26 protein-coding genes are annotated in these 20560 nt (G+C 63.2%); all 26 read right to left on the reverse strand.

Features of this window, described 5'->3' with window-relative positions; genetic code table 11:
* Positions 1-112: 112 nt before the first annotated feature.
* The 26 genes from FZF13_RS25180 to rpsQ all read right to left on the reverse strand — a co-directional run bounded on the left by FZF13_RS25180 (position 113) and on the right by rpsQ (position 20549).
* Positions 113-904 carry an ATP12 family chaperone protein gene (locus tag FZF13_RS25180; RefSeq protein ID WP_024924793.1) on the reverse strand — a complete coding sequence of 264 codons (792 nt, stop codon included), beginning with the start codon at positions 902-904 and terminating at the stop codon, positions 113-115.
* A gap of 14 nt (positions 905-918) precedes the next feature.
* Positions 919-1836 (reverse strand): DMT family transporter, encoded by a 918-nt coding sequence (locus FZF13_RS25185; protein ID WP_024924792.1) that lies wholly within the window; start codon positions 1834-1836, stop codon positions 919-921.
* 101 nt (positions 1837-1937) lie between these two features.
* Positions 1938-2921, reverse strand: a complete 984-nt coding sequence (locus tag FZF13_RS25190; protein ID WP_024924791.1) for an RluA family pseudouridine synthase — start codon at positions 2919-2921, stop codon at positions 1938-1940.
* A gap of 136 nt (positions 2922-3057) precedes the next feature.
* Positions 3058-3438, reverse strand: a complete 381-nt coding sequence (gene crcB / locus FZF13_RS25195; protein ID WP_024924790.1) for a fluoride efflux transporter CrcB — start codon at positions 3436-3438, stop codon at positions 3058-3060.
* A gap of 28 nt (positions 3439-3466) precedes the next feature.
* On the reverse strand, positions 3467-4294 hold the full coding sequence (locus FZF13_RS25200; RefSeq protein ID WP_024924789.1) for an aspartyl/asparaginyl beta-hydroxylase domain-containing protein: 828 nt from the start codon (positions 4292-4294) through the stop codon (positions 3467-3469).
* Between the two features lie 212 nt (positions 4295-4506).
* Positions 4507-5817, reverse strand: coding sequence for a replication-associated recombination protein A (locus FZF13_RS25205; RefSeq protein WP_024924788.1), 1311 nt, complete (start codon positions 5815-5817; stop codon positions 4507-4509).
* 38 nt (positions 5818-5855) lie between these two features.
* Entirely contained in the window at positions 5856-7355 is a 1500-nt protein-coding gene (locus FZF13_RS25210) for a DegQ family serine endoprotease (RefSeq protein WP_024924787.1), read from the reverse strand.
* 1248 nt (positions 7356-8603) lie between these two features.
* Positions 8604-10034, reverse strand: coding sequence for an alkaline phosphatase (gene phoA, locus FZF13_RS25215; RefSeq protein ID WP_024924785.1), 1431 nt, complete (start codon positions 10032-10034; stop codon positions 8604-8606).
* 146 nt (positions 10035-10180) lie between these two features.
* A complete protein-coding gene (locus FZF13_RS25220; protein ID WP_024924784.1) occupies positions 10181-10855 on the reverse strand; it encodes an ankyrin repeat domain-containing protein in 675 nt (224 codons plus the stop codon).
* Positions 10856-10953: 98 nt separating this feature from the next.
* The gene (gene rplQ, locus FZF13_RS25225) at positions 10954-11379 is read right to left on the reverse strand and encodes a 50S ribosomal protein L17 (protein WP_024924783.1); all 426 of its coding nucleotides are present in this window, start codon (positions 11377-11379) and stop codon (positions 10954-10956) included.
* Positions 11380-11484: 105 nt separating this feature from the next.
* A complete protein-coding gene (locus FZF13_RS25230) occupies positions 11485-12495 on the reverse strand; it encodes a DNA-directed RNA polymerase subunit alpha (RefSeq protein WP_024924782.1) in 1011 nt (336 codons plus the stop codon).
* 99 nt (positions 12496-12594) lie between these two features.
* The gene (gene rpsK / locus FZF13_RS25235; protein WP_024924781.1) at positions 12595-12984 is read right to left on the reverse strand and encodes a 30S ribosomal protein S11; all 390 of its coding nucleotides are present in this window, start codon (positions 12982-12984) and stop codon (positions 12595-12597) included.
* 126 nt (positions 12985-13110) lie between these two features.
* Complete coding sequence (gene rpsM, locus FZF13_RS25240) at positions 13111-13479, reverse strand: 30S ribosomal protein S13 (RefSeq protein ID WP_024924780.1); 369 nt, start codon at positions 13477-13479, stop codon at positions 13111-13113.
* 198 nt (positions 13480-13677) lie between these two features.
* Complete coding sequence (locus tag FZF13_RS25245) at positions 13678-14271, reverse strand: adenylate kinase (protein ID WP_024924779.1); 594 nt, start codon at positions 14269-14271, stop codon at positions 13678-13680.
* Positions 14268-15608 carry a preprotein translocase subunit SecY gene (gene secY, locus FZF13_RS25250; RefSeq protein WP_024924778.1) on the reverse strand — a complete coding sequence of 447 codons (1341 nt, stop codon included), beginning with the start codon at positions 15606-15608 and terminating at the stop codon, positions 14268-14270. The genes FZF13_RS25245 and secY overlap by 4 nt, the downstream gene beginning before the upstream one ends.
* 131 nt (positions 15609-15739) lie before the next feature.
* Complete coding sequence (gene rplO / locus FZF13_RS25255) at positions 15740-16213, reverse strand: 50S ribosomal protein L15 (protein ID WP_024924777.1); 474 nt, start codon at positions 16211-16213, stop codon at positions 15740-15742.
* A 17-nt stretch (positions 16214-16230) separates the two neighbouring features.
* On the reverse strand, positions 16231-16428 hold the full coding sequence (rpmD, locus tag FZF13_RS25260; RefSeq protein WP_024924776.1) for a 50S ribosomal protein L30: 198 nt from the start codon (positions 16426-16428) through the stop codon (positions 16231-16233).
* 24 nt (positions 16429-16452) lie between these two features.
* Positions 16453-17022 carry a 30S ribosomal protein S5 gene (gene rpsE, locus FZF13_RS25265; protein ID WP_024924775.1) on the reverse strand — a complete coding sequence of 190 codons (570 nt, stop codon included), beginning with the start codon at positions 17020-17022 and terminating at the stop codon, positions 16453-16455.
* Between the two features lie 153 nt (positions 17023-17175).
* A complete protein-coding gene (gene rplR, locus FZF13_RS25270) occupies positions 17176-17535 on the reverse strand; it encodes a 50S ribosomal protein L18 (protein ID WP_024924774.1) in 360 nt (119 codons plus the stop codon).
* Positions 17536-17668: 133 nt separating this feature from the next.
* Entirely contained in the window at positions 17669-18202 is a 534-nt protein-coding gene (gene rplF / locus FZF13_RS25275) for a 50S ribosomal protein L6 (RefSeq protein ID WP_024924773.1), read from the reverse strand.
* A gap of 32 nt (positions 18203-18234) precedes the next feature.
* Positions 18235-18633: a 30S ribosomal protein S8 gene (gene rpsH, locus FZF13_RS25280; protein WP_024924772.1), complete on the reverse strand. Its 399-nt coding sequence runs from the start codon at positions 18631-18633 to the stop codon at positions 18235-18237.
* 12 nt (positions 18634-18645) lie between these two features.
* Complete coding sequence (rpsN, locus tag FZF13_RS25285; protein ID WP_024924771.1) at positions 18646-18951, reverse strand: 30S ribosomal protein S14; 306 nt, start codon at positions 18949-18951, stop codon at positions 18646-18648.
* A 27-nt stretch (positions 18952-18978) separates the two neighbouring features.
* Positions 18979-19548, reverse strand: a complete 570-nt coding sequence (gene rplE / locus FZF13_RS25290; RefSeq protein ID WP_024924770.1) for a 50S ribosomal protein L5 — start codon at positions 19546-19548, stop codon at positions 18979-18981.
* Positions 19541-19855, reverse strand: coding sequence for a 50S ribosomal protein L24 (rplX, locus tag FZF13_RS25295; protein WP_024924769.1), 315 nt, complete (start codon positions 19853-19855; stop codon positions 19541-19543). The genes rplE and rplX overlap by 8 nt, the downstream gene beginning before the upstream one ends.
* A 12-nt stretch (positions 19856-19867) precedes the next feature.
* Positions 19868-20236, reverse strand: coding sequence for a 50S ribosomal protein L14 (gene rplN, locus FZF13_RS25300; protein WP_024924768.1), 369 nt, complete (start codon positions 20234-20236; stop codon positions 19868-19870).
* A gap of 73 nt (positions 20237-20309) precedes the next feature.
* On the reverse strand, positions 20310-20549 hold the full coding sequence (rpsQ, locus tag FZF13_RS25305; protein WP_024924767.1) for a 30S ribosomal protein S17: 240 nt from the start codon (positions 20547-20549) through the stop codon (positions 20310-20312).
* Positions 20550-20560 lie beyond the last annotated feature (11 nt).

The following is a 20560-nucleotide window of genomic DNA, read 5'->3' on the forward strand; positions in this document are numbered from 1 at the left end:
ACGGAATCTGACAGAAAGCGCCTGTCCTGAGGACCGAGCAATTGGGATTATGACTTTGGTCTAATATGCGCGGCTGGCGCTGCCCTGCCCCGCAAGGAACAGGCGGAACGTGCTATCCGCCCAGCGCTTCAAGCAAGGCCACCGCCGCCATCATGTCGCGATGGCGGAAGGCGCGGCGCGCGACCGCTTCCGAATCCTGGCCCCAATGCTCGATCTGCCAGTCCTCGTCGACGTGGCCTGCCGTCCATGCCGTCTCGCCGGTCAATTCGCCGGCATCGACCGCCAGCGCCAGCAGCGCCGATCCGGTGATCGAGGTCATGACGTGGATAGCTGCCAGCCGGAACGGGTCGTTGCGGCGGGCAAGATGGGCACCGAGGACAGCGATCGATTCCCGCGGCTGTTCGACATGGATGACGCCTTCGGCCAGTTCGAAGCGGGCGCCGAGCGATGAACGCGCCCAGTCGATCACCGGGTCCCAATGCACGTTCTGGCGGTCGACCAGGCCCTGCGGGCTGTCGGCGCGGTAGCACAGCAGATCGGACGAGGCGAAGCGCAGAACATCTTCCAGCACCGCCTGCGGGTCGGAGGCAACGCCGTCGATGGCGGTGTTGACCAGCCGCAGCACCGGCATCGTCACCGGATCGATCGTCTCGGCCTGTGCCTCGAACTCCGCCGCAACGAGTGCCGCCGCCTTTTCGGTCGGCAGCGCCAGCAATGCCTTGCCTGGCGTGCGCACCGACTTGCCGTCGAGATGGACGGCGAATGCATTCTCGACCGGCACGACCGAGGCGGCGGTGTAGAAGCGCTTCGGCAGCGGCGTCTTCATCTGGATCTGGGCGCGGCGCACCGGGTCCGGGTCGGAAAGCTGTTTGCCAGCCTCGAGATCGCTCAGAATGTCGCGCATTGCCTATCCATCTTCTACGTCGTCTTCAGCCGCCTTGGCCGGTTGACGATGCTCAGTCCCGCGCCGATCAGGCCGAGCGCCAGAAAGATCTTCCAGGTCAGCGGTTCGCCGAGGATCAGCCAGCCGCATATGACACTGAATGCAGGCGACAGGAAGGTGAAACTCGACAGCCCCGCCGCTGGATAACGCCGCATCAGCCAGAACCAGACGATATAGGTGATGGCAACGACATAAACGGCCTGGAACAGCAGCGCGCCGGTGGCCAGCGGCGTCACGTCGCGCAGCGCCGGGCCGGCCAGCGGCACCAGCGGGATCGCCATCAACGCGGAAACCACGAGCTGATAGAGCAGAACCTTCTCGGCGCCGGCCGTCTGCAGCTTCGAGCGCTTGATAACCAGCGTGGTCAGTGCCCAGAACAGCCCCGCCGCGAGGCTGAGCAGATCGCCGGTCATGGTCGAAGGGCCGGCGGCGCCCAGCCGGTCGGAAAAGATCACCACCACCCCGCAGAAGGCCAGCGCGAGGCCGAGCAATTTCTGCAGGGTCATGCGCTCGCCCAGCCAGAAATGCGCGCCGACCAGCACCCAGAACGGCATTGTGTTGACCAGCAAGGAGTTCCGCGCCACCGTCGTGTATTCCAGCGCCACGAAAACGAGGCAGAACTCGGCGCCGAACAGCAGGCCGGCCAGGATGCCGCCCCACAACGTGCCGTCCTTCTCGAACAGCCGGATGCCACGGAAGCGGCACCACAGGAAAACCAGCACGCAGGCAATCGCCGAGCGCGCCACGTTCAGGAAGATCGGGTTGTAGCCGGTGTTGGTGAGCTTGGCAGCGACGCCGTTCAGCCCCCAGGAGAAGGTCAGCGCCAGCATGAAAACCACCGCGGCGGTGTCGATGGCGTCGCGGCGGTCCAGACTATGGCTCGCAGTGCTCATTCCCATCCTCCGCGCCGGCTTCAATCAGCCAGTTCCCTACAGGACGTGGGTGCTCGCGGCATGATCCAAGGCAAGCGGAGCGGTGGTTCACCGCCCTACGGTTAGTCCTCGGCGCTTGCCTCGTCAAAGCCGAGCAGGTTCCAGCTCTGGCGCATATGCGGCGGCATCGGCGCGGTCACGTCGACGAAGCCCTTGTCGGGATGCGGGATGACGATGCGGCGGGCGTGCAGATGCAGGCGGTTTTGCATGCCGCCTGGGAAATCCCAATTGGTATCGGCTTCGAAATATTTCGGATCGCCGATGATGGGACAGCCGATATGGGCGGCGTGCACGCGCAGCTGATGGGTGCGGCCGGTGTAAGGCTCCATCTCAAGCCAGGACAATGATTGCGCCGCCTGCTCGACCACCCGGTAATAAGAGACCGCGTGGTCGGCGCCCTTCTCGCCATGCTTGGCGACGCGGACACGGTCGCCGTCGGGTGTCGGTTCCTTGACCAGCCAGGTCGAGATCTTGTCCTCGCGCTTCGGCGGCACGCCCTTCACCAGCGCCCAATAGGTCTTCTTGGTCTCGCGGGCGCGAAAAGCTTCCGACAGCTTCATGGCAGCGAGCCGCGTGCGCGCAATGACCAGTACGCCGGACGTATCACGGTCCAGCCGATGCACCAGGCGCGGCTTCTCGCCCTTCTTGTTGCGCCAGGCCTCCAGCATGTCGTCGACATTGCGGGTCACGCCGGAACCGCCCTGCACGGCAAGACCCGCCGGCTTGTTGAAGACGAAGACCTTGTCGTCTTCGTGCAGCAGCATTTTCTTGAGTACGTCCGCATCGTCCTGATTGCGGATCGAGTAGCCGGTGAGCTGGTCGGCGCCACCCTTCTTGTCGACATCCAGCGGCGGAATGCGGATCACCTGCCCCGGCTCGACGCGGGTGTCGGTCTTGGCGCGGGCGCCGTTGACGCGCACCTGGCCGGAGCGCAGCAGCTTTTGCAACTGCACAAAGCTCAATCCGGGATAGTGGCTCTTGAACCAGCGATCGAGGCGCATGCCTGTTTCGCCGGCTTCCACCGTGATCTGTTCGACGCCTGCCATGGGTCCGCCTTTATTCTTCGAAGCGCGCCAATAGCACTACTGCATCGGCCCGAAAATCGGAATCGATTTTCGGGCCGATGCAGCAGATTCAACATGTTAGAGCGTCCTTTGCGCGTCCAATTGGACGCGCGGCGCTCTAAGGCAGCGTTCTTACGAGCCAAAGCCCGAGGAACAGCGCCAGAATCGCGCCAACGACACTGGCCAGCGCATAACCCAGCGCCGTCAACGCCGCACCGCGCTCCCACAGCGTGGCGAAATCCAGCGAAAAGGCGGAGAAGGTGGTGAAGCCGCCGAGGATGCCGGTGGCGACGAACAGGCGCAATTCCGAGGAAGCGCCGCCGTAGCGGCGCGACAGCGTGGCGATGAAGGCCCCCATGACGAAGGAGCCGATGATGTTGATGACCATCGTGCCCCAGGGAAAATTGGGGCCGACAAGCCTGAGCGCGCCAAGATTGAAGAGATGGCGGATGCCGGCGCCGATCGCGCCGCCAACCGCCACGAGGAGAAGATGAAGCATCGCCCTCTTCCGTGTCGCCGGTCGCGATTTACGCCTCGGCCTTCTTGCCCTTGTTGGACGAGATCATCTTCCAGTTCTTGTAGAACATGGAGTTGATGCGCTCGACGCTCATCGAAACAATCTTCAGCAGCGCCGCAACCACGCCCGGCACCGGGGACGGGCGGATGACGTCCATGAACACGCAGTAGCGGCGGCCGTCATACTCGTTGACCGAGCGGTGCAGCAGCGTGTCGTCGAAGATGTACATCGGATTGTCGTGCCAGTAGTTCCTGGCATCCTGGCATTCGACGAAGATCTCGGCGTTGACCGGGATCAGGTTGTACAGCACGCGCAAGGAGAGCCGCAGCGGCCCGAAATGCCAGGAGGTCGATTCCCGTCCCGAGAACACCGAAACGGCGATGGTCTTCACATATTTGAAGTCCTTGTTGAACTCCGGAACGTTGTCGATCTTGTGCTTGCCGTACCACTGGTAGACATACATGCCGCGCCGGCCGGTGCCGAAATTGGCGTCGATGTCAGCGATGATCTCGTTGCGGCGCTCCTTGAAAACGTCGAGCACCTCGTTGACTTCGCGCTGATAATCGGCCGGAAACTGCTCCAGCTTCCACACGCCCCAGTTCTTGTAGGAAATCAGGTCGACCAGCAGGTTGAACGGCGACAGCAGCCAGGTGAACATGCCGTTGCCGGTGAAATAGAGGCTGAACAGCCGCTGGTCTTTCTTCTTGTTGCGCAGCACGTCGATAAGGCCGCAGACGAGCCAGATCAGCGTGATGATGGGAATGAAATAGAAGCCGACCCCCAAAATCACCACGGCGATGGCGGCTTTGCGGATTGCCTTGCGTTGATCTTTGGTCATATCGAGCCTGGCGCCGGGCGCCACCCTTTTTGAGAGTTCGCCGCGCCCTCGGCAGCGACGCATTTACCCCAGTGTCGGCTGCATAAGCTTATTCACGATTGCGCACAAGACGGACGCCGGGTCAGTTCCTGTGAACGAGGACATAAAGCGGAGTAAAAAGGTCATTATTTTGGAAGACACCAGCAATATGGGCTGATGCCGAGAAACCGGCCCTAGCCGCCGCGCTCCTTCCTCAGCTTCGACCAGTATTCCAGCCGTTTCCTGATCTCGCGCTCGAAGCCGCGTTCGGGCGGGTCGTAGAAGGTCTGGCGGCCCATCTTTTCGGGGAAATAATCCTGGCCGGAAAAGGCGTCCGGCTCGTCGTGGTCGTAACGATAGCCGGCGCCGTAACTCTCTTCCTTCATCAGCTTGGTCGGCGCGTTGAGGATATGCTTAGGCGGTAACAGCGAGCCGTTCTCCTTGGCGGCGCGGGTCGCCGCCTTGAAGGCGTTGTAGACGGCGTTCGATTTCGGCGCGGTGGCCAGATAGACGCAGGCCTGCGCAAACGCCAGTTCACCCTCGGGCGAGCCGAGATAATCGTAGGCATCCTTGGCGGCATTGGCGACGACCAGCGCCTGCGGGTCGGCCAGGCCGATGTCTTCCACCGCCATGCGCACCAGCCGACGGCCGAGATAGAGCGGGTCCTCGCCGGCGTCGAACATGCGCGCCAGATAATAGAGCGCGGCGTCGGGATCGGAGCCGCGCACGGATTTGTGCAGGGCAGAGATCAGATTGTAGTGGCCGTCCTGTCCCTTGTCGTAGATGGGCGCGCGGCGCTGCACCACCTCCTGCAGGCCGGTGGGATCGAAGATTTCGCCCGGCTTCGCGGCCCGCCAGACTTCCTCGGCGAGCGTCAGCGCGGCGCGGCCGTCACCGTCGGCCATGCGCACCAGGGTCGCCCTCGCCTCCTCATCCAGCGGCAGCGGCTTGCCTTCCGTCTGCTCGGCGCGGTCGAGCAGCCTGGCGATGCTGTCTTCGCCAAGTGACTGGAACACCAGCACGCGCGAACGCGACAACAGAGCGGCGTTGAGCTCGAAGGACGGGTTTTCCGTGGTGGCGCCGACCAGAATGACGGTGCCGTCTTCCATCACCGGCAGGAAACTGTCCTGCTGGGCGCGGTTGAAACGATGGATCTCGTCGACGAACAGCAAAGTCTGGCGGCCATTGGTGCGGCGCAGGCGCGCCGTCTCGAACACCTTCTTCAGGTCGGCTACGCCGGAGAAGATCGCCGATATCTGTTCGAAGGCAAGGCTGGTCTCGCCGGCCAGGAGCCTCGCCACCGTGGTCTTGCCGGTGCCGGGCGGGCCCCAGAAGATCATCGAGCCCAGCGTGCCGGAGGCGATCATGCGCGAGAGGGCGCCGTCGGGCCCGGTCAGCTGTTCCTGACCGACGACTTCGGCAAGCGATCGCGGCCGCAGCCGGTCGGCCAATGGCCGGCCCGGCGGCGCCTTTTGCGGTTCAGCGGTTCCGAACAGATCGGCCATGGGGCCATTTCACAGTGCTGGGGTCAGGAACGCAACACTCAGTAACGCAACACCTGGCGCAGCGTCTGGCCGCCGCGCTCGACGGTGAAACGCCACCAGCGCGTGTTCTGCAGCGCTGCTTCTTCCAGCTTCTTGGCGCTGTCGATGGTGACGCCGTTGACCTCGCGCACGATGTCGCCCGGCTGGAAGCCGAAATCCGCCGCCGGCGAGGTGCGCTCGATATCGACCACAGCTACGCCCTTGACGTCGGTGCGGATGCCGAGACGCTGCGCCAGCCGCGGCGACAGATCGGCCACCCGCGCGCCGGCGAAGGGGCTGCGGCCACGCAACATCAGCTCGGCGGTCTTCAGGCCTTCGGGCGCGCGTTCGAGCGCGATGGCGATCTGCTGCTGCTGGCCCTTGGTGAGCACGCCGAAGGTGGCGTTCGAGCCGATCGACAGCGTCGCCATGCGGTAATCCAGCGCCTCGATGCCTTCGACCACGGTGCCGTTCAGCGTCTGCACGACATCGCCCGGCTTCAGGCCGGCCTTGGCGGCCGGGCCGCCGTCGGCGACGGAGGAAACCAGAGCGCCGGTCGCCTTCTGCATGCCGAGCGATTCGGCGATCTGCGGCGTCACCGCCTCGAACTCGGCGCCGATATAGGGCCGCTCGAAGAAATCGCTGCCGGACTTGGCGGCCTCGGCGAAGGCGCGCACCATGTTGGCGGGAATGGCGAAGCCGATGCCGATCGAGCCGCCGCTGCGGCTGTAGATGGCGGTGTTGATGCCGACCAGCTGGCCGCCCATGTTGATCAACGCGCCGCCGGAATTGCCGGGATTGATGGCGGCGTCCGTCTGGATGAAATAGCCGGAATCCGAAATGCCGATATGGCTGCGGGCAAGCGCGGAGACGATGCCGGAGGTGGTGGTCTGGCCAACGCCGAACGGGTTGCCGATGGCCAGCACCAGATCGCCGACCTCGAGCGCGTCGGAATCGCCGATGGCGATGACCGGGAACGGCTTGTCGCCCTCGATCTTGAGCACGGCGAGATCGAGCGATTCGTCCTTGAGCATCACCTTGGAGGTGAATTCGCGCCCGTCGGCCAGCGCCACCTTGACCTCGTCGGCGCCCTTGATGACGTGGTAGTTGGTGACGATGACGCCGGTCGGGTCGACCAGCACGCCGGAGCCCAGCGACGACTGCGCGCGCGGCATCGAGCGGCCGAAGAACTCCTCGAAGAAGGGATCGCCGTCGAACGGCGACGTCACCTTGGCGGTCTGCGAGGCATAGACATTGACCACGGCGGGCGCGGTCTGCTTGACCAGCGGCGCGAAGGACAGCTGCACTTCCTCGCGGCCGAACGGCACGCGCTTGTCCGGGCCAGCGGTGTTGTTGCCCTCGACGCCATGGAGAAGGTCGGTCAGCACGTCGGACAGGCCGGGCTCGTTCTTGGTGGCCGGCGGCGTGGCTTCCTGCGCCACCGCGCGACCGGCGACAAAATTGGCCGTCAGCGCCACAAAGGCGCAAAACAGAATGAGAGACAGCCGCTTAGAACGCATACCGAATCCTCCGAACAAGTTCCGCGCCATTGTCGCGAGGAATGTGCAATTTGAAAGGCCGTAGCGACAATTGCCAAATTTGTCGATGGTTGGCGCGACGCGCTGTTTTTTGACGGCGCCATTTCAGCGCGTCAGTCCAGGCAATACGGACTGTTCAGGACGAGGACCGGGCCGTGCTCGACGACGGTGCGGCCAATGGGTTCCGGCTCTCGCTATGCTCGGCCGGAATGACGGCGTGGTTGCCGCCTTCATCCTGTTTCAGGCCTTCAGAGGGATGTGACGGGGCGGCTTCTCAAGCGTTCGTCATTCCGGGCCAGCGAGGCGAAGCCGAGCGCCGACCCGGAACCCATTGAGCAGCGCGGCCGGGACCTGGGTTCGCGCGGACAGCCGTGAAACACGCGGCGCCGGTCCGGCTGCGTGAACGGTTCAGGACGAGGACCGGGCCGTGCTCGACGATGAAGCGGCCAATGGGTTCCGGCTCTCGCTGCGCTCGGCCGGAATGACGGCGGCGGTACAGTCGCGTCGACGCATAGTAGCGTTGATACACTTCTTCATCGCCACGCTGCGGAAATCCGCCCTGGCCATTGTCAAAAAACACTCCCTTGCGGGAGGTGGGAAGCGGGGCGCCGGGTCGGTGCCTCTCTGTAATAGTACGTGGCGCCTTCCGGGCGCCCCGCCAGTGTTCTTGCCCCGGACCGACCTCGCCGTCCTTCGCGACGGCAGACTTCGGGCCTCAAAGCCGCCATTTGCGGCGGCCGGGTTTTTCCAGGGCCCGGACTTAGGGCTCGTCACCAGACAGCGCCACCGTTAGCGCTGCCAGTCCGGCACCGGCGCCCTCCCTGATACCCGGTGCGCACCAGGTTCCCGTGAGGGCGATGGGCTGATTGTGGCGTGTGCCTCGATCATGTGGGCAAATCCGCGCGCGGTTTTCGTGCGGTTTGCGACAAGGGATTGAAAGGACAACGTACTTTCTTTGAGCTTGCGCCTTCCTCCACGCATTCAATCCACATCTTGCACCGCGCCGAGGCGTCAGCGTTCCGGTATGGATTCCCGACACGCTCCGCTCGTGCCTCGCTCACGCGGTCGGGAATGACGAGGCTTCACGGTCCTGCCCTGCGAGAAAGCTTCGCTGCCCTGCCCTGTGCCGAAGCTTCGCTGTCCTGCCCCGTATCCACATGAACGGGCACTAGACGGCGACGCCCCGCCCTTCCGGATCGGGAAGGACGGGGCGCCGGGGGTCGAGGATCGTCAGTTGCCGAGCTTCAGCGCATCGCGGATGGTGAAGAACATGTCGGTCTGGTCGGTAAGGCCGGCGAAATTGGCGGCGCGCGGACCGAAGGCGGCGACGCGCAGCTGCGCGCCGGTGTGTTCCTGCGAATCGCCTTCTGAATTGCCGTAGCTGACCGACATCACCGAGCCGTCCTTGGTCTTCAGCGCCTGGGTGAGGCCGGGCGCCTTGGTGTCGTTCGGGATGATCTGGCTGGCATGGGCGTGGTCGGCGGTGACGATCACCAGCGTCTTGCCGTCGGTCTTGGCGAAGTCGAGCGCGGCCTGGACGGCCTCGTCGAGATCGACCGTCTCGCCGATCTGGCCGCAGGGGTTGGCCTCATGATCCTGCTTGTCGATCGACGCACCCTCCACTTGCAGGAAAAAACCCTTTTCGTTGGTCTTGAGCAGGTCGATGGCCTTCTTGGTCATGGCGGCGAGCGTCGGCACGGCGGCGGTGCGGTCGGCGTTCGGCTCGCAGGTCACCGCTTCCTTTTCGATGTTGCCGTAGCGGCTGGCCTTCGGCCCCTTCCAGCGCACCGGCATGTTGCCTTCCGAGAACAGGCCGAGCACCGGCTTGTCGTTGCCGGCGGCGCTAAGGGCGTTGAGCTCGTCGGCCGTCCTGACGATTTGGAAGCCGCGTTCCTTGGCCTGGTCGAACAGCGTCTTGTCCTTCCAGTCGCCGGCGCGGGCGGTTTCGCCAAAGCTCTTGGCGCCGCCGCCCAGAACGACATCGGCACGGGTGTTCAAAAGCTGTTCGGAAATCGAGCCGAGGCCGCCATTCTCGAGCGCGTTGGTCGGGCACTTCTCGGCGGTCGCCGACGGGCCGTAGCACTTGCGCTGGGTGACATGCGCCACCTGCACGGCCGGCGTGGCATCCTGGATCTCGGCGGTCGAGACGTTGCCGGTGCCGATGCCGGCAGCCTTGGCCAGCTCGATCAGCGTCTTGTGCGGCTTCTCGTGGATGTCGACGCCGACGGCGTTGTTATAGGTCTTCACGCCGCTGGCCCAGGCGGTGCCGGAAGCGGCCGAGTCGGTCACATAGTCCGGCTTGCCGGTCTTCTTGTCCAGCGCATAGTGGGTGTACTGGCCGGTGACGGGCAGCGCGTCGATGCCCTTGAAGAAGCCGCTGGCGCCTTCGGCATAGTTGCGCGCCACGGTGATCTCGGAATCGCCCATGCCGTCGCCGATCAGCAGGATGACGTTCTTCACCTCGCCATTGTTGATGAACTTCTGCAGCTCGGCGGTGACTTCGCCGGTCAGGCGGCGCGCGCCGCCATGCAGGGTAATGTCGCCCTTGGCCCCGCGTTCGAGGAAGGCATCGGCGGCGCCCTGCCCGTAGACGGCGCCGGAAACAAGCAGCGTGGACAGTGCCGCGGTGGCCAAAAGCGAGTGCCGAACGAGTTTGGTCATATCCCTGATCCCTCAAAACGATGATAGCGGAGCCGCGGACCGGCCCTGAAGTCGTTTTGTTGGAAAGCCATGACCCTGGCATGACAGGTGTACGATTTGTCGGTGACGTTCCCCACTTGCCTCTGCAGAGGCGGCCACCCGGATTTTCAGAGCGGGCGCCGGCCTTCGGTGATGCGCTCGACGATCGCCGCGTAGCCGCGCTTCCTGGCGTGCTGGAGCGCGCTGATGCCATCATGGTCGGGAATATCCCTGGCCCCTGCATCGACCAGGAGCGCGACGATCTCCTGCTGCACCGGGCCGCCGTCCCCCAGGATCACCGCCTCCATCAAGGCCGTCCAGCCAAGATTGTTGACGTGGTCGATGTTGATGCCAGTGCCAAGCAGGATGCGCACCGTCTCCGGAAAACCGTGGTCGGCGGCGGGGATCAGGGCAGTGCCGCCGAAGCGGTTGGTGTCCTTGAGATTTGCCTTGCCGGTGGCGAGGATGGCTTTCAGGATGTCGTCGCGCCCTTCCGCGCCGGCGTAGAGGAAAGGCGTGTCGAGGATATCGTCCTTGGCGTTGACGTCCGCGCCGGCAGCGATCAACAGCTTCGCCGCCTCTGGGTTGTCGGCATGGGTGGCGATGAGCAGCGCCGTGCGGCCCTTGGCATCGCGCTGTTCGAGATCGGCGCCGGAAGCGATCGCCGCCTTGATCTGCGCGATGTCGCCAGCGATTGTCGCTTCGATCAGCATGGGTGCCGTCCCCTTGGCTTCGGCGGCGAGCGTGCCGCCTGTCATCAGACCTACCAGGAATAGGAAGACGCGGAAAACTCGTGCGGACATGTCAGCGACCTTTCTTGCAGCCGTCGCTCATGTGGTGTTCCAGAAACAAAAAGGGACCCCAAGGGCCCCTTAATGTCTTTCAAGAAAGTCCGAAAGGCTTAGGCGGCCTCGGTCTCGCTCGCTTCTGCCTCGACGCGGGCGCGGTCAGCGGCGCCCTTGGCCGAGGTGTCGCGATCGACGAACTCGATGACCGCCATCGCGGCGTTGTCGCCCTTGCGGAAGCCGGCCTTCATGATGCGCAGGTAGCCGCCGTTGCGGTTGGCGTAGCGCGGGGCCAGCGTGTCGAACAGGCGCTTGACGACGCCTTCATTGCCGATCTGGGCGATGACCTGACGACGGGCGTGCAGGTCGCCGCGCTTGCCGAGCGTCACCAGCTTCTCGACGATCGGACGCAGGTCCTTCGCCTTCGGCAGGGTGGTGACGATCTGCTCGTGCTCGATCAGAGACACGGCGAGGTTGGCGAACATCGACTTGCGGTGGCTTACACTGCGGGCGAAACGACGGCCTTTGAAACCGTGGCGCATGGCTCTTTTCCTTCTTTATCTGTTCAAGAGGCCACGGCCTCTGATGGTTTTCCGCATGACCGTCGGACGGGACGGCTTATGCCGCCCGCCCTTGGAAATTCATGCTCAATATTGGTCTTCGTAGCGCTTTGCGAGGTCTTCGATGTTTTCCGGCGGCCAGTCCGGCACTTCCATGCCGAGATGCAGGCCCATAGCAGCCAGAACTTCCTTGATCTCGTTCAGAGACTTGCGGCCGAAATTCGGAGTGCGAAGCATTTCGGCTTCGGTCTTCTGAATGAGGTCGCCGATATAGACGATGTTGTCGTTCTTCAGGCAGTTCGCCGAACGCACCGAAAGCTCCAGCTCGTCGACCTTCTTCAGCAGCGACGGGTTGAAAGCGAGTTCGGTAACGGCCTCGGCCGCGACTTCCTTCTGCGGCTCGTCGAAGTTGACGAACAGAGCGAGTTGGTCCTGCAGGATGCGGGCGGCGAAAGCCACCGCGTCCTCACCCGTGACCGAACCGTCGGTCTCAAGCGTCATGGTCAGCTTGTCCTTGTCGAGTTCTTCGCCGTGGCGGGTGTTCTCGACGCGGTAGGAGACCTTCTTGACCGGCGAATAGAGCGAGTCGACCGGGATCAGGCCGATCGGCGCGTCTTCGGCCCGGTTGCGCTCGGCAGGCACGTAGCCCTTGCCGGTGTCGACGGTGAATTCCATGCGGATTTCCGCGCCCTCGTCGAGGGTGCAGATGACATGGTCGGGGTTCAGGATCTCGACGTCGCCGACGGTCTGGATGTCGCCAGCCAGAACGGCGCCCGGACCCTGCTTGCGCACGACCATGCGCTTGGGACCATCGCCTTCCATCTTGATGGCGATTTCCTTGATGTTGAGCACGATGTCGGTCACGTCCTCGCGCACGCCGGCGATGGACGAGAACTCATGCAGCACGCCGTCGATCTGCACGGCGGTGACGGCCGCGCCACGCAGCGACGACAAGAGCACGCGGCGCAGCGCGTTGCCCAAGGTCAGACCGAAGCCGCGCTCGAGCGGCTCGGCGACCAGCGTCGTCAGCGTCTTGCCCTTCGACGAGAAGTCGATCTTGTTGGGCTTGATCAGTTCCTGCCAGTTTTTCTGGATCATTGTCTGTCCTTCCGTTTCCCCACCACCATCCAATCGTGGTGGGCGACCTGGAAACCATTCGGGAACGCACGAAGCGTTCCCGTCGGTATTCTAAAAATGTTAGACGCGGCGCTTCTTGCGCGGGCGGCAACCATTGTGCGGGATCGGCGTCACGTCGCGGATCGAGGTGATGGTGAAGCCGGCGGCCTGCAGAGCGCGCAGCGCCGATTCACGACCCGAACCCGGACCGCAAACCTCGACCTCGAGCATGCGCATGCCATGTTCCTGCGCCTTCTTGGCGACGTCCTCGGCAGCCATCTGGGCGGCGAACGGGGTCGACTTACGCGAACCCTTGAAGCCCTGGGCACCGGCCGACGACCAGGCAATCGCGTTGCCCTGCGCGTCGGAGATGGTGATCATGGTGTTGTTGAAGGTCGAGTTGACGTGAGCGACACCCGACGAAATGTTCTTGCGTTCGCGACGACGGACGCGTGCGGCTTCCTTGGCCATGGTAGTCCTTTCAGTTGATCTCTACACCGCCGTAATGCCAGCGGCTCCACCTGGAAGGCAGTCGGACTTCGGCAGTCGGCAGTCGGTTTTTCCGACTGCCCGTTGCCTACTGGCGACTGCCGCCAATTACTTCTTCTTACCGGCGATCGCCTTCGCCGGCCCCTTGCGGGTGCGGGCGTTGGTGTGGGTACGCTGACCGCGCACCGGCAGCGAACGACGGTGACGCAGGCCGCGGTAGCAGCCGAGGTCCATCAGACGCTTGATGTTCATCGAGACTTCGCGACGCAGGTCGCCTTCGACCTGGTAGTCACGGTCGATCGTCTCGCGGATCTGCAGCACTTCGGCGTCGGTCAGCTGGTTGACGCGGCGCTCGGCCGGGATGCCGACCTTGTCGACGATCTCCTGGGCGAACTTCTTGCCAATGCCGTGAATGTACTGCAGCGCGATGACGACGCGCTTGTTGGTCGGAATGTTGACGCCGGCTATACGGGCCATGTCTTCTCTTTCTCCATCTGGGCCGGCCGACAGGGTCGAAACGGCGCTTTACGTTATCCCGCGTCCGGTGGAGGCCGGCCCTTGCGGGGAGTTCCTGTTCAAAGCAGATGCCTTGTCCTCACGGACAAGCAAAGCTCATGCCTGATAGGGAGACGGGCCGCCATACTCCAGCAGCCCGGCCTAGTCAAGCCGATTTGTTCACTTCTGGACAGAAGTGGCCAGAATAGCCTCGATCTGCCTGGTCACGGCGTCGATATCGGCCATGCCGTCGACGCCCTTCAACAGGCCCTTGGCATGATAGTAGCCGATGAGCGGCGCGGTCTTCTTGTAGTATTCGCGCAGGCGCTCTTCGAAGATTTCCGGATTGTCGTCCTTGCGCACCGGCTGCCCGGCGGCGGCGGCCTCTTCGGCGCGCTTGACGATTCGGCCAACCAGAACCTTGTCGTCGACGACGAGTTCGATGACGGCATCAAGCTTCAGCTTGCGCTCGGACAGCATCGCCTCGACCGCGTCGGCCTGCGCCAGGGTGCGGGGATAGCCGTCGAGGATAAAACCGCCGGCGCAGTCCGGCTGATCGATCCGCTCGGCGACGATGGCGTTGACGATGGCGTCGGAGACGAGCTCGCCCGCATCCATCACTGCCTTGGCGCGCTTGCCAACTTCGGTGCCGTTCTTGACCGCGGCGCGCAACATGTCTCCGGTGGAGAGTTGCGGTATGCCGTGTTTTTCGACCAGTCGCTGCGCTTGCGTCCCCTTGCCCGCACCAGGCGGGCCAAGCAATATCAACTTCATCTGCCTCTCTTACCCCCGCGCAGCTTCGACTTCTTGATCAGTCCCTCGTACTGATGCGCGATCAGGTGACCCTGAATCTGCGCAACGGTGTCGAGCGTTACACTGACCACGATCAGAAGCGAAGTGCCACCAAGGTAGAACGGTACGCCAGTGGCCGAAATCAGGAATTCCGGCAGAAGGCAGATAACGACCAGGTAGATAGCGCCGATCACGGTGATGCGGGTAAGCACGTAGTCGATATAGTCAGCGGTGCGTTCGCCGGGGCGATAGCCCGGGATGAAGCCCGAATGCTTCTTCAGCTGGTCGGCCGTATCCTTCGGATTGAAGACGATGGCCGTATAGAAGAAGGCGAAGAACACGATCATCGAGGCATAGAACGCCATGTAGAGCGGCTGGCCGTGGCCGAGCGAGGCAAGCACGGCGCTTGCCCAGGACGGCAGATTGCTCGCGTTCGAGAAGCCCGCGACGGTTGCCGGCAGAAGCAGCAGCGACGACGCGAAGATCGGCGGAATGACGCCCGACGTGTTGAGCTTCAGCGGCAGGTGCGAGGTGTCGCCCTGGAACATACGGTTGCCGACCTGGCGCTTCGGATACTGGATCAGCAGGCGGCGCTGGGCGCGCTCGAAGAAGACGATGAGCGCGATGACGACGATGGCCAGAACGATGATGGCCAGGATCAGCGGCGTCGAGAGCGCGCCGGTGCGGCCGAGTTCCAGCGTGCCGGAAATGGCGTGCGGAAGGCCCGCGACGATGCCGGCGAAGATGATCAGCGAAATGCCGTTACCGATGCCGCGCGCGGTGATCTGCTCGCCCAGCCACATCAGGAACATGGTGCCGCCGACCAGCGTGATGACGGTGGAAATGCGGAAGAACATGCCGGGATCGGTGACGATGCCGTTGCCGTTCTCCAGTCCCGCCGAAATGCCGTAGGCCTGCACGATGGCAAGCAGCACGGTGCCGTAGCGGGTGTACTGGTTGATGACCTTGCGGCCCTGCTCGCCTTCCTTCTTCAGCGCTTCCAGCGAGGGGATGACCGAGGTCATCAGCTGCATGATGATGGAGGCGGAGATGTAGGGCATGATGCCCAGCGCGAAGATCGCCATGCGCTGCACGGCGCCGCCGGCGAACATGTTGAACATGCCCAGCACGCCCTTGGACTGCGACTGGAATGCCTGAGCGAAAGCTTCGGGATTGATGCCGGGAAGCGGAATATAGGTGCCGAGGCGATAGACGAGGAGAGCGCCGATCGTGAACCAGATGCGCTTCTTGAGATCCTCGGCCTTGGCGAAAGCCGCGAAATTGAGATTGGATGCTAGTTGTTCAGCAGCCGAAGCCATTCAATATCTCCGCTAGATGACGCGGGAAAGGCCCGCTTCGGGCAGCGCGTGTCACCGAGCAAGGGACATAGGCTCGGCGGTGCCAAGATGCAAGCGGCCGCGTCGAGACGCGGCCGCTTGTCAAAACATGTTTACTCGGCGGCGGCCTGTTCAGGCAGCTTCACGGAACCGCCGGCCTTCTCGATCTTCTCGATGGCGGCCTTGGAGGCGCCAGCGACGTCAAACGAGAGCTTGGCCTTGAGTTCGCCGTCAGAAAGGACGCGCACGCCGTCCTTGAGGCGGCGCAGAACGCCGGCCTTGACGAGCGCTTCGCCGGTCACGACTTCCTTGCCGTCAAGCTTCTTGGCATCGATCGCCGCCTGGATGCGGGCGAGCGACACGGTGACGAAGCTCTTGGCGAAGATGTTGGTGAAGCCGCGCTTGGGCAGACGGCGGTAGAGCGGCATCTGGCCACCCTCGAAGCCGTTGATGGCAACGCCGGAACGGGCCTTCTGACCCTTCACGCCGCGGCCAGCGGTCTTGCCCGAGCCCGAGCCGATACCACGGCCAAGACGCTTCTTGGAGTGGGTGGCGCCGTCCTTGTCACGCAGATCGGTGAGTTTCATTGGTCTTCTCCTGCGGCTTACTTCTCGTCCACAACGCGGACGAGATGCTGGACGGCCGCGATCATACCGCGCACGGAAGGCGTATCTTCCAGGGTGCGCTTGCGGTGCATCTTGTTGAGGCCGAGGCCGACCAGCGTTGCGCGCTGTTCCTTCGGCCGACGGATCGGCGAGCCGATCTGCTCGACGGTGATGGTCTTGGTAGCTTGCTTGGCCATGTTCGTGGTCCTCTCAGCTATCGACTATTCATCAGCCGCTACGGCATTGCCGCGGCGGGCCTGAAGGGTCGAATACTTGATACCGCGAGCGGCAGCCACATCCTTGGGATGCATCTGGCTCTTCAGCGCGTCGAAGGTGGCGCGAACCATGTTGTACGGGTTCGACGAGCCCATCGACTTGGCGACGACGTCATGCATGCCGAGCGTCTCGAAGACGGCGCGCATCGGGCCGCCGGCGATGATGCCGGTACCCTGCTTGGCGGCACGCAGCAGAACCTTGCCAGCGCCCCAACGGCCTTCGACGTCGTGGTGCAGCGTACGGCCTGAGCGCAGCGGCACGAAGATCATGTCGCGCTTGGCCGATTCAGTCGCCTTGCGGATGGCTTCCGGCACTTCGCGTGCCTTGCCATGACCGAAGCCGACGCGGCCCTTCTGGTCGCCGACGACGACGAGAGCAGCGAAGCCGAAGCGACGGCCGCCCTTCACCACCTTGGCGACGCGGTTGATGTGTACGAGCTTGTCGACGATGCCGTCGTCGCGCTCTTCGCGGTCGCGACCGCGCTCGCGGCCGCCTTCCCTACGTTCCTGTGCCATATCCTAATCCTTGTTCTTTTCCGGAAGCACGGGTTGCTGAAATGCCGGCGCCCCTTTTCGAGGTCGCCGGCGGCGAAAAACTTGCGCCTTCTGCACGATCCGTTCCGAAATGTCAGCCCCTTTTTCGAAGCCGACTTCCGGAATGGTTCGAACTTAGAAGCTGAGGCCAGCCTCGCGGGCGGCTTCGGCCAGCGCCTTGACGCGGCCGTGATAGATGTAGGCGCCGCGATCGAAGACGACTTCCTTGACGCCGGCCTTGACGGCGCGCTCGGCGACCAGCTTGCCAACGGCAGCGGCGGCGGCGGTGTCGGCACCGGTCTTCTTGCCGGCCTTGAAGTCCTTCTCAAGCGTCGAGGCGGCGGCGATGGTGTGACCCTTCGCGTCGTCGATCACCTGGACGTAGATGTTCTTGGAGGTGCGGTGCACCGAAAGACGCGGACGGCCGTTCGAAACCGCCTTGATCTGGCGGCGAATGCGCGACGAGCGGCGCTGCGTGGCTTCCTTGGTTGCCATAGTCGTATTCCTTGCCTTGTAAAACGGGGGTTGCCTTGTGCGGTAGGTTCTGGCCTCCCGCAGCAACACCCCGTGGCGTTGCGATAATCCAGCCTTGCCTGAAACGTCCGCGACGTTTCGGGAGCCAAGCCTGTTACTTCTTCTTGCCTTCCTTACGGACGATCTTCTCGCCCGCATAACGGACGCCCTTGCCCTTGTAGGGCTCGGGGCCGCGGTATTCGCGGATCTCGGCCGCGACCTGGCCGACCTGCTGCTTGTCGATGCCCGAAACGGTGATTTCGGTCGGCTTCGGCACGGTGATCGTGATGCCCTGCGGGGTCTCATAGACCACGTCGTGCGAGAAACCGAGCGCCAGCTGCAGGTTCTTGCCCTGCATGGCAGCGCGATAACCAACGCCGGTGATCTCGAGCTTCTTCTCGAAGCCGTCCTTCACGCCGGTCAGGATGTTGACGATCTGGGTACGCGACATGCCCCACTTGGAGCGTGCGTCCTTCGACTGATCGCGCGGTTCAACGGCGATCTGGCCGTTGTCCAGCTTGACCAGCACTTCGTCGTTGACGACGAACTTCAGCTCGCCCTTCGGGCCCTTCGCCGTGACAGTCTTGCCGTCGACCGCAGCGGTCACACCGGCAGGCACCGAGACGGGCTTCTTACCAATACGAGACATTTTCGCTCGTCCTTCCTATCTCAATTCGCCGATCAGAAGATCTGGCAGAGAACTTCGCCGCCGACGTTCTGCTCGCGCGCTTCGTGGTCGGCCATCACGCCCTTCGGGGTCGAAAGGATGGCGATGCCGAGGCCGTTGGCGACCTGCGGGATCGACCTGGCCGAAACGTAGACGCGGCGGCCCGGCTTCGAAACACGCGAGATTTCGCGCACGACCGGATTGCCGTCGAAGTACTTCAACTCAATCTCGATTTCCGACTTGCCGTTCTCGAAATCGGTCTGGCTGTAGTCGCGGATGTAACCTTCCGACTTCAGCACGTCGAGAACACGGGCGCGCAGACGCGAAGCCGGCGTCGACACGGTCGACTTCTTACGGCCATAGGCGTTGCGGATGCGGGTCAGCATATCGCCGAGAGGATCGCTCAATGACATAGTATGTCCTCCTTACCAGCTCGACTTGACCAGGCCCGGGATCTGGCCGGTATTGCCGAGATCGCGAAGCGCGATGCGCGAGACCTTGAGCTTGCGATAGAAGGCGCGCGGACGGCCCGTGACTTCGCAGCGGTTACGGATGCGGATCTTGGCCGAATTGCGCGGCAGGGCCGCGAGCTTCAGCTGGGCGCGGAAGCGCTCGTCCATCGGCTTGGACTGGTCCATGACGATGTCCTTGAGGGCCTTACGCTTGGCAGCGTACTGGTCCACAAGCTTGCGGCGCCGGTTGTTCTTTTCGACTGAGCTGGTCTTTGCCATTTCAGATTTTTCCTTTGCTCGCTGCCGTTACTGGCGGAAGGGGAAGTTGAAGGCCTTGAGCAATGCCCTGGCCTCGTCGTCCGTCTTCGCAGTCGTACAAACGATGATGTCCATGCCCCAGATCTGATCGACCTTGTCGTAGTTGATCTCCGGGAACACGATGTGCTCCTTGATGCCCATGGCGTAGTTGCCGCGGCCATCGAAGCTCTTCGGGTTCAGGCCGCGGAAGTCGCGAACGCGCGGCAGCGCGATGTTGACCAGGCGGTCCAGGAACTCATACATGCGCTCCTTGCGAAGCGTCACCTTGGTGCCGATCGGCATGTTCTCGCGAACCTTGAAGCCGGCGATCGACTTGCGGGCGCGGGTGATGACCGGCTTCTGACCAGCGATCAGCGCCAAGTCCTCGGCGGCGACCGAAGGCTTCTTGGAATCGCCCGTGGCTTCGCCGACACCCATGTTCAGCACGATCTTGTCGAGACGCGGGATCTGCATCTCGTTGTCGTACTTGAACTGCTCCAGCAGCGCCTTCTTGATGGTCTCGTTGTAGACCTGCTTCAAGCGCGGCGTGTTCTGCGCGGTTTGTGCTGCCTTAGCCATTGATGACTTCTCCCGAGCGCTTGGCGACTCGTACCTTCTTGCCGTCCTTCTCGAGCTTGAAGCCGACGCGGGTCGGCTTGCCGTCCTTGGGGTCGGCGATCGCGAGGTTCGAGAGGTGGATCGGTGCCTCTTTCCTGATCAGGCCGCCTTCCTGCGCCTGGGTCTGGCGCTGGTGGCGAACCACGATGTTGATGCCGCGCACAATGGCCGTGTCTTCCTTCGGCTGCACGGACAGGACTTCGCCGGAGCGGCCCTTGTCCTTGCCGGAAAGCACGACGACCTTGTCGCCTTTGCGGATCTTCTGCATTGTTCCGGCTCCTTACAGCACTTCAGGCGCGAGCGAGATGATCTTCATGTGGTTCTTGGCGCGAAGCTCGCGCGGAACCGGCCCGAAGATACGCGTGCCCACAGGCTCTTTCTTGTTGTCGACGAGAACGGCCGCGTTCTTGTCGAAACGGATCACGCTGCCGTCGGGGCGACGGATGTCCTTGGCGGTGCGTACGACGACCGCCTTCATCACATCACCCTTCTTCACGCGGCCGCGCGGAATGGCTTCCTTGATCGACACCACGATGATGTCGCCGACGGAAGCGTATTTCCGCTTCGAGCCGCCCAGCACCTTGATGCACATGACACGACGGGCGCCGGAATTATCCGCGACGTCGAGGTTTGTTTGCATCTGAATCATGACTGGCCGCCTTCTTCTTCTCTAACGGGACAGGCTGAAAAGCCCCTCCCCGGTCTGTCCAAAATTCGTTCGATTACGCCTGCTCAGGGGTAATGACGACCCAGCGCTTATCCTTGGAAATCGGCTTCGATTCCTGGATGGACACCTGGTCGCCCACCTTGTGGGCGTTGTTTTCGTCATGCGCCTTGTACTTCTTCGACATGCGCACGGTCTTCTTCATCACCGGATGGGTGAAGCGACGCTCGACCTTGACGACGACCGTCTTCTCGTTCTTGTCGCTGACGACGGTGCCCTGCAAAATGCGCTTCGGCATGATTTTCGTCC

This window comes from Mesorhizobium terrae (genome assembly GCF_008727715.1).
Classification (GTDB): domain Bacteria; phylum Pseudomonadota; class Alphaproteobacteria; order Rhizobiales; family Rhizobiaceae; genus Mesorhizobium; species Mesorhizobium terrae.

Coding starts and splice junctions, on each gene's coding strand:
- rplQ (WP_024924783.1), bottom strand. CDS start 11,379: ATGCGCCACGGTTTCAAAGGCCGTCGTTTCGCCCGCAGTGTAAGCCAC.
- rpsQ (WP_024924767.1), bottom strand. CDS start 20,549: ATGCCGAAGCGCATTTTGCAGGGCACCGTCGTCAGCGACAAGAACGAG.
- FZF13_RS25190 (WP_024924791.1), bottom strand. CDS start 2,921: ATGGCAGGCGTCGAACAGATCACGGTGGAAGCCGGCGAAACAGGCATG.
- rplR (WP_024924774.1), bottom strand. CDS start 17,535: ATGGCAACCAAGGAAGCCACGCAGCGCCGCTCGTCGCGCATTCGCCGC.
- rpsH (WP_024924772.1), bottom strand. CDS start 18,633: ATGTCATTGAGCGATCCTCTCGGCGATATGCTGACCCGCATCCGCAAC.
- FZF13_RS25200 (WP_024924789.1), bottom strand. CDS start 4,294: ATGACCAAAGATCAACGCAAGGCAATCCGCAAAGCCGCCATCGCCGTG.
- rplX (WP_024924769.1), bottom strand. CDS start 19,855: ATGCAGAAGATCCGCAAAGGCGACAAGGTCGTCGTGCTTTCCGGCAAG.
- FZF13_RS25185 (WP_024924792.1), bottom strand. CDS start 1,836: ATGAGCACTGCGAGCCATAGTCTGGACCGCCGCGACGCCATCGACACC.
- FZF13_RS25180 (WP_024924793.1), bottom strand. CDS start 904: ATGCGCGACATTCTGAGCGATCTCGAGGCTGGCAAACAGCTTTCCGAC.
- rpsM (WP_024924780.1), bottom strand. CDS start 13,479: ATGGCCCGTATAGCCGGCGTCAACATTCCGACCAACAAGCGCGTCGTC.
- rplE (WP_024924770.1), bottom strand. CDS start 19,548: ATGGCTAAGGCAGCACAAACCGCGCAGAACACGCCGCGCTTGAAGCAG.
- secY (WP_024924778.1), bottom strand. CDS start 15,608: ATGGCTTCGGCTGCTGAACAACTAGCATCCAATCTCAATTTCGCGGCT.
- rplO (WP_024924777.1), bottom strand. CDS start 16,213: ATGAAACTCACCGATCTGCGTGACAAGGACGGCGCCACCCACTCCAAG.
- rpsN (WP_024924771.1), bottom strand. CDS start 18,951: ATGGCAAAGACCAGCTCAGTCGAAAAGAACAACCGGCGCCGCAAGCTT.
- phoA (WP_024924785.1), bottom strand. CDS start 10,034: ATGACCAAACTCGTTCGGCACTCGCTTTTGGCCACCGCGGCACTGTCC.
- crcB (WP_024924790.1), bottom strand. CDS start 3,438: ATGCTTCATCTTCTCCTCGTGGCGGTTGGCGGCGCGATCGGCGCCGGC.
- rpmD (WP_024924776.1), bottom strand. CDS start 16,428: ATGGCCAAGCAAGCTACCAAGACCATCACCGTCGAGCAGATCGGCTCG.
- FZF13_RS25210 (WP_024924787.1), bottom strand. CDS start 7,355: ATGCGTTCTAAGCGGCTGTCTCTCATTCTGTTTTGCGCCTTTGTGGCG.
- FZF13_RS25230 (WP_024924782.1), bottom strand. CDS start 12,495: ATGATCCAGAAAAACTGGCAGGAACTGATCAAGCCCAACAAGATCGAC.
- FZF13_RS25205 (WP_024924788.1), bottom strand. CDS start 5,817: ATGGCCGATCTGTTCGGAACCGCTGAACCGCAAAAGGCGCCGCCGGGC.
- FZF13_RS25220 (WP_024924784.1), bottom strand. CDS start 10,855: ATGTCCGCACGAGTTTTCCGCGTCTTCCTATTCCTGGTAGGTCTGATG.
- FZF13_RS25245 (WP_024924779.1), bottom strand. CDS start 14,271: ATGAAGTTGATATTGCTTGGCCCGCCTGGTGCGGGCAAGGGGACGCAA.
- rpsE (WP_024924775.1), bottom strand. CDS start 17,022: ATGGCACAGGAACGTAGGGAAGGCGGCCGCGAGCGCGGTCGCGACCGC.
- rplF (WP_024924773.1), bottom strand. CDS start 18,202: ATGTCTCGTATTGGTAAGAAGCCCGTCTCGGTGCCTGCCGGTGTGACC.
- rpsK (WP_024924781.1), bottom strand. CDS start 12,984: ATGGCCAAGGAAGCCGCACGCGTCCGTCGTCGCGAACGCAAGAACATT.
- rplN (WP_024924768.1), bottom strand. CDS start 20,236: ATGATTCAGATGCAAACAAACCTCGACGTCGCGGATAATTCCGGCGCC.